Consider the following 7020-nt stretch of genomic DNA (forward strand, 5'->3'; position numbering starts at 1 on the left):
GTGGCGTTCTCCCCCGACGGCCACACCCTCGCCACCAGCTCCACCGACAGCACCATCCGCCTGTGGGACACCACCAGCGGCCAGAACCGCACCACCCTCACCGGCCACACCCGCGGGGTCCTGGCAGTGGCGTTCTCCCCCGACGGCCACACCCTCGCCACCAGCTCCGACGACAGCACCATCCGCCTGTGGGATGTTGACCAAGGTCTGGAGATCGCGGTTCTGATTCCGCTTCCCGATGGCGGTCATGCGGTTGTGCTACCCGACGGCTCCTACAAGCTTGCTGGGGAGGCTGCCGGCCGGTTCTGGTGGATGGTGAGGAATCACCGGTTCGAGGTGGGGGAACTCGACGGCTACGTGGACAACGTCCGCCGCCTGCCCGACGACGCGCCGCTTCCCCGCCCGGCCGCGCCTCCGGCGAAGTGACGCGACACAGGTGGGTCCAAGCCCACCACCCGACAGGGATGCACGCCCGTGTAGAAGCGGTCGTCCTGAAGGCGGGCGGCGGGCAGGACCCAGTGGCCGCCTCGCCGGTACCCCAGCTGGTTCCGCACCACCATGGCCACGCGGACCGTCGGCAGATCCCGCTCCGCCAGCGGCATTGCGGCCTTGCCCGGAGCATGTGTCTCGGTCGCGGTGGACCATCAACAACAGGGGAGCTGTGAACGCATCCGCGCTGTCACCGGGGGCGAGGCCGCTCGTCTGGTCGCCGCCGTCGGCAGGTGGCCGCATCGGGACAAGCCGCCAGCAGGGATCAGGAACCACCGGTTCGGGGCGGCCGCGCCCGTACGCGAAGTGGCGACCGGCCCCCCGCCGGATTACTGACGTTCTGTCGTGGGCCGACCTATCCTGAGGGAGTTGATGCGGTTAGTACGAAAGTGATCGCCTTCCGCGACTGGCTGCCGTCACGACCAGAGGACGCGCGAAGGTGCGGCACCGGGCGGTGGAGGTGGTCGGATGTTCGGGTGGGTTCGGCAACCGCGAAACGCGGACGCGGCGGGGTGGACGCCGGACGTGGACGCCCGACCTTTCGGCTCGGGCGCCGTCGGATCGGGCGCCGTCGGATCGGGCGCCGTCAGCTCACACGTCGTCGGTTCGGGCGCCGCCGGTTCGGCCGGGATGTCGGTGGGACGGGTGGTGGTCACCTCCGGGTCGCAGGCCATGGCGCTGGCCCGGGAGCTGCTGGATCCCAGTCGGAGTCCGGCCGCGTTCGCCGCGCCGCGCATCACCGAGCGGCGGCTCCTGCACTGGTCCATGATCACCGATCCGTGGGCGAGTGTGCCGGCCGCGCCGCCCGGGGTCGACGTGCGGGTGCTGCTGCCGGAGGCACCCGAGTTCGACGCGCTGCACGTGCTGGTGAAGTCGGCGGGCATAGCGTGCCGCCGGGTGCGTCATCTGGTGGACGCGGAGACGGTCAGCACCCTCGACAAGGACGGCAGGCTGGGGCCGATCTGGGCATGCCCCGGCTTCCTCCCGGTGGCGAACACCGCCCAGCTCGCCCCGCCGCGGCGCACCGGCGCCTCCGCCGAGGCGGCCCGTGACGCGTTCGAGCTGGCCTGGGACAGCCATGACGGGCCCTTCACGCCGGACTGGACGCCGGTGGACGCGGCCAGTCTCATCCCGCCTGCCTGGGTGCCCTACCTGGGCCGCCCGACCCTGAACCCGGCGCAGGTCGAGGCGGCGCCGCACATCCTGCGCGGCGAGTCGCATGTGGTCGTGGTGGCGCCCACCGGCTCCGGCAAGACCATCATCGGCATGCTCGCCGCGCTGAAGGCCATCCTCGGCGACGGGCGCAAGGCGGCGTGGCTGGTCCCGCAGCGCTCGCTCACCGACGAGCTCGACCGGGAACTGTCGACCTGGCGGGCGCGCGGCCTGCGGGTCGAGCGGCTTTCCGGCGAGCATGTCACCGACGTCGAGAAGGTGCGCCGCGCGGACCTGTGGGTGTCGACGACGGAGAAGTTCGAGGCCGTGTGCCGGTCGAGTTCGTTGCGGACCGCGCTGGCCGAGGTCGGCTGCCTGGTCGTCGACGAGATCCACCTGCTCGGCAGCGCGGCGCGCGGGCCGCTGCTGGAGGCGCTGCTCGCCCGGGTGCGCGGGGCAGACTCGCCGGTGCGCATCGTCGGGCTGTCGGCGACGGTGGCCAACGCCGAGCAGGTCGCCGACTGGCTCGGCGCGCGGGTCGTCAGTACCAGCTGGCGTCCCACCCGGCTGACCTGGCAGGTCCCGATGGTTCCGGCGAGCTCCGACCGCCGGGCCGCGAACGCGAGCCGGCTCGCCGCGACCCTCGCCATCACCCGCATGATCACCGATGACGAGGGCAGCGTCCTGGTGTTCTGCGGCAGCCGTCGCAACGTCCGGGCGACGGCGCTCGCGATCGCCGCGGACCGGGGTGCGGTCATCGCCGGCGTCGACCCGGACGACGCCGACGCCGTGCACCGGGCCTGTGCCCGTGCCGGCGTCGGCCTGCACTACAAGGGCTGGGAGTACCGGCACGAGGCCGAGCGCGAGTTCCGCGCCCGCCGCCTGGAGGTCCTCGTCGCGACGACGACGGTCGCCGCCGGGGTGAACCTGCCCGCCCGTGCCGTTGTCGTCCGCGACACCCAGATCGGCCTCGACCGCATCGACGTGGCCACCGTCCAGCAGATGTTCGGCCGGGCCGGGCGCATCGGCGCCGGGGAGACCGAGGGCTGGGCGTACCTGATCTGCGACGAGTCGGAGCGGGCGACCTGGCAGAGCCGCCTCGTCGAGGGTTACACCGTCCGTTCCCACATCGCGGACAGCCTGGCCGACCATCTGCTCGCCGAGGCCGCCCAGGACCGCATCGCGACGTTCGCCGACGCCGAGAACTGGTGGCTGCGCACCTTTGCCCACCACCAGGGCGCCGACGGGGTCAGCCCGGTGAGCGACGCCGTCGACCTGCTCGTCAGCGGTGCCTATCTGACCGTGTCCACCAGCGGCCCGCGCCCGACCGAGTCCGACGACCCCTCGCCCCGCAGTTGCGACGTCCTGCTGACCGTGACGGATCTCGGTCTGCTCACGACCCGGTTCATGGTGCCGGTGGAGATCGGGATCGAGCTTCGCGAGCACGTCGACGGAGTGGACGTGCCGGACGCCCCCGAGGAGGCCGAGTGGGTGCTTGCCGGGGCGCTCGGCCGGCTCATCCCGGAGTTCGCCGAGGCGCCCATCGCCGAGGAGCTGCGTCCACAGGTCGCGCGGCTGCTGCGGGCCCGCGGCCATCGGGAGCGGCTCGACGAACCCGGCCGGGCGCCGGGGCTCAGCCCGTCCACCGGCGTCGAGCCCGGCGACCTGGCCCGGGTCGCGTTCGCGCTGGTCGCCAACAGCCCGGCGCTGTTCACCCGGCCGGGCCGCACAATCGCGGGCATTCCGACCCCGGCGCTCACGCCGATCCTCGCCGACAGCCCGCGGTACTTCGCCTGGCTCGCCGCCCAGGGCGGGCTCGGCACCGTCCACCCCTGGGTCGCGGTCGTCGCCGGCGACCTGGGCCGCCGCATCCGCTGGCGCCGGCTGGGAGCCACCCGCGGCGCCGGCCGCCTGCTGTGGATGTGCGAGCAGATGGCCACCCCGACGCTTGCCGAGGGCGTCGTCCCGGAGCTGTTCGCCGCCGCGCGGCGCCGCGACGTCTCGAACCCGGACTGGCCCGTCGGCCGGCCGCCGACAGGCTGCCGTCTCGACCACGGCGCGTACGTCGCGCTGCTGCGGGATCGCGCGACCGACGCCTCCGCCACCGAACGCGACGGCCAGGTGATGCTCCACGGCTCGGCCGCCGTGACCGCCGCCCTGTGGTCCGGCCCGAACCGACTGACCGTGCCCCTGCCACGGACCGACCCCACGCCCTACCCCACCTCGGACGCTCCGCCCGCTGATCGCGGGCCGGGCGACCGTGCGCCGTCCAGCCACGGGGTAGCGCTGTTCACCCGACGCGGCGATGCGCGCAGCACCGGCTGGCTCGCCGCCTACAACAGCATCGGCACCACGGCGACAGCCGCCGACGCACTCCTGCCCCCACGCGGTCTCATCGGCTAGGGCCGGGCCTCGCCCACCGCGACCCGACACCCGACACCCGACACCCGACACCCGACACCCGACACCCGACACCCGACACCATGATCATCACCGGGGTGGGTGCCGACCAGAACGCCGAGAGGAGGAAGGCCTTCCCGGAAAGGGGAAGCCCGTGTACGGGACAGCGGCACCGTGTCGCGAACCCGGTGTGTCGCGTCCGATATGTCCCCCTGTTCGCGACACGGACCGGCGCGACGTTGTTCCCCGGCCCGGCCACCGCCGACCAGCGCCGCCTGTCCGACGAGATCATCGGCTACTGGAGCCGCTTCGCGCACACCGGCGACCCGAACCGCCCCGGCGCCCGGGCCTGGGCGCGCTTCACCGCGGCGACCGGCAGCACCGTGCTGTCCCTGGCCCCTGGCCGCGACGGCATCGCCCCCGTCGACCTCGCCCGCGAGCACCACCACGACTTCTGGCGCTCCCTCGTCGGCTGACCCACGAACGGCCGCTGACCCACGATCGGCCGAAGACGAGACACGAAGGGTCCCGACCCGAGCGAAACAGCTTGTTTTATGTGGACAGTTCGGTGGCCGCGCCCGGTAAAGCCGTTTGACGAAGACTGCGAGCGGGAAGTCGATTACCGACCGCAACGCGGCGGAGTTCCGCGAGGACTGTCGCCGACCTTCAGGATCGGCGCCTGGGCAGTTGGATCAGAAGCCATGAGTGGTGTGGAGGGACACGAGCTGATCAAGCCCTGGCAGGTCGATGTTCAGAGAGTGGCCGATATAGCTCGTCATTCCGGTTCTCAGACGGGTGTGGACGATATGGACCGGGTCTTCGCCACCGGCGGCGAGGTGGGTCGGGTAATGGCGGGTATCGACTGGTCCGCCACCCCGCTGGGCCCCGTCCGGGCCTGGACCTCGACTCTCCGGACAGCCGTGAGCATCTGCCTGGAGTCCCGGTACCCACTGGAGATTCTCTGGGGGCCGGAATTCATTGAGATCCACAACGACGCGCTGATATCACACATCGGCGACAAGCACCCCGGATGCCTTGGGCGGCCATTCCGAGACGTCTTTCCAGAAATTCAGGATTCATTTGTCCCGATGCTCGACCAGGTGCTGTCCGGTAAGGGCGCCACCTATCGCGAGGACCTGCTCGTGCATCTTCGTCGGCACGGGTATCTCGAGGAGTGCTTCTTCACGTTCTCCTACGGCCCCATCCGTCAGCATCCGGGCGGCGAGGTGGTCGGCGTCTGGACCGCCTCGATGGAGACCACCCGGCAGGTGCTGGGCACGCGGCGGATGTCCTGCCTGCGCGAGCTCGCCGACGCCACCGTGGGCCGGCCGTCTCGGGACGACGTGTTCACCAACGCAGCGCGGGTCCTGGAGCGCCACACGTCGGACATCCCGTACTGCGTGATCCTGGCCTCGGAGGAACGAGCGGCGGCCGGGGCCGGAGCCGCGCCGGTGCTCCTGCCGGCGGCCGCCGCCGGCGTCGCCGAGGAGCAAGGTCGGTCAGGCGGTTGCCTGAGCGGCATCGACGCCGAGGGCTTGGTCCCCGAGCTGGGCGACTCGGCCGCCACGGGCCGGACGCGGATCACCCGCCACGTCCTCGAACGGCTCGGCCTTCACCGCGCCTTCGCCGAGCCACCCTCGACGTCGGCGATGGTCGTCCCCCTCACGAAAAGTGAGACCAGCCGTCCCACCGGGCTGTTCGTCGCAGGCATGAGTGACCGGCTCCCGGTCACTGACGACTACCGCGCCTTCGTCTCCCTTGCGGCCGCCCAGATCGCGGCCGCCGCGATGGCGGCGCACGCGCTCGAGATGGAACGGACGATGGCGGCCGAGGCCCGCCGCCGTGCCCTCCACGACGGCCTCACCGGACTGCCGAACCGGGCGGCACTGTTCGAGCGTCTGCCGACGACCCTGAAGGAGTCCGAACGCGAACATCGACCCGTCGGATTCCTCTTCATCGACCTGGACGGCTTCAAGGCGGTGAACGACACGCTGGGCCACCAGGCAGGCGACGATCTGCTCCGCGAGGTCGCCGCGCGGCTACGACGGGCCGTCCGGCCCAGTGACATCGTCGTCCGTCTCGCCGGCGACGAGTTCGCCGTCCTCTGCGAGAACATCACCTCCAACCCGGCGATCGAGGCAATCGCGGACCGCATCATCGACAATCTCGCGATTCCCAGCGGGACCGGTGCCGAATGCGTGACGGTGACCGCCAGCGTCGGCATTGCGACAACGGGACCAGGAATCACCGACGCCGACGAGCTCGTCCGCGCCGCGGACAGCGCCATGTATGCGGCCAAGAAGCGCGGCCGAGGCTGCTGGGAGCACTTTGACCGATCAATGCTGATGCGCCGGAGTCAGCGCGGGCCGCCGATGCCGGACGCCGGCGACGGCTGACCCACCCGGTCGCCGCGGTAGCCACGATGAGCGTAGGGCTCGCACCGGCCGCCGGCGGCGGCGACGAAGCACTGTGTACACAATTTCGCGTACGCTGGCTCCATGGACGACAGCGAGAACGAGCTGAGCGTGCGGGACGCTCGCGCCCACTTCGCCACGGTCATCGATCGAGCCCAGGCTGGCTCGCCGACGGTCATCACCCGCAACGGCCAGGCTGTGGCAGCGGTCGTGCCCATTGAGGACTTCAACGCACTCGAGGACGCCATCGACCGGCAGCTGTCCCGGGAAGCCGACCGGGATCTGGCGGAGAACCCGGACGCGCCGACCCACAGCATGGCCGAGGTCATCGCCGCGGTCTTCGAGGACGAGTCCCACCACGGCGCCGCGTGAAATACACATTTCGCTGGCGGCAGCGAGCCGCCCGGCAACTACGGGACATCCCTCAGCCCGCCGCCCTCACCATTCTGCGCGCCCTGGCCTCGCTCGGGGACGATCCACGCCGGCCGGACGCACAGGTGAGAAAGCTCGTAGGAGCTGGATTGATACAAGCTAGTCGTTCTTGGCCTTGATCGTGTAGTTCCAT

At 71.3% G+C, this 7020-nt stretch carries 5 protein-coding genes; all 5 read left to right on the top strand.

Features of this window, described 5'->3' with window-relative positions:
* Positions 1-426 (top strand): WD40 repeat domain-containing protein (locus C1A33_RS16915; RefSeq protein ID WP_133150699.1); only part of this gene is annotated, 426 nt, incomplete at its 5' end.
* 588 nt (positions 427-1014) lie between these two features.
* Positions 1015-4044, top strand: a complete 3030-nt coding sequence (locus C1A33_RS16925; RefSeq protein WP_243407637.1) for a DEAD/DEAH box helicase — start codon at positions 1015-1017, stop codon at positions 4042-4044.
* A 185-nt stretch (positions 4045-4229) separates the two neighbouring features.
* Positions 4230-4517, top strand: coding sequence for a carboxylesterase family protein (locus C1A33_RS33725; RefSeq protein WP_207770347.1), 288 nt, complete (start codon positions 4230-4232; stop codon positions 4515-4517).
* 612 nt (positions 4518-5129) lie between these two features.
* The gene (locus C1A33_RS16940; protein WP_341477234.1) at positions 5130-6437 is read left to right on the top strand and encodes a diguanylate cyclase domain-containing protein; all 1308 of its coding nucleotides are present in this window, start codon (positions 5130-5132) and stop codon (positions 6435-6437) included.
* Between the two features lie 102 nt (positions 6438-6539).
* On the top strand, positions 6540-6827 hold the full coding sequence (locus tag C1A33_RS16945) for a type II toxin-antitoxin system Phd/YefM family antitoxin (RefSeq protein WP_101832460.1): 288 nt from the start codon (positions 6540-6542) through the stop codon (positions 6825-6827).
* Positions 6828-7020: the final 193 nt, after the last annotated feature.

It is taken from the genome of Frankia canadensis (assembly GCF_900197875.1).
GTDB lineage: Bacteria > Actinomycetota > Actinomycetes > Frankiales > Frankiaceae > Frankia > Frankia canadensis.

What these genes read in the sequence shown, in the direction of transcription:
- C1A33_RS16940 (WP_341477234.1), top strand. Translation starts at nt 5,130, where the DNA reads ATGCTCGACCAGGTGCTGTCCGGTAAGGGCGCCACCTATCGCGAGGAC.
- C1A33_RS16945 (WP_101832460.1), top strand. Translation starts at nt 6,540, where the DNA reads ATGGACGACAGCGAGAACGAGCTGAGCGTGCGGGACGCTCGCGCCCAC.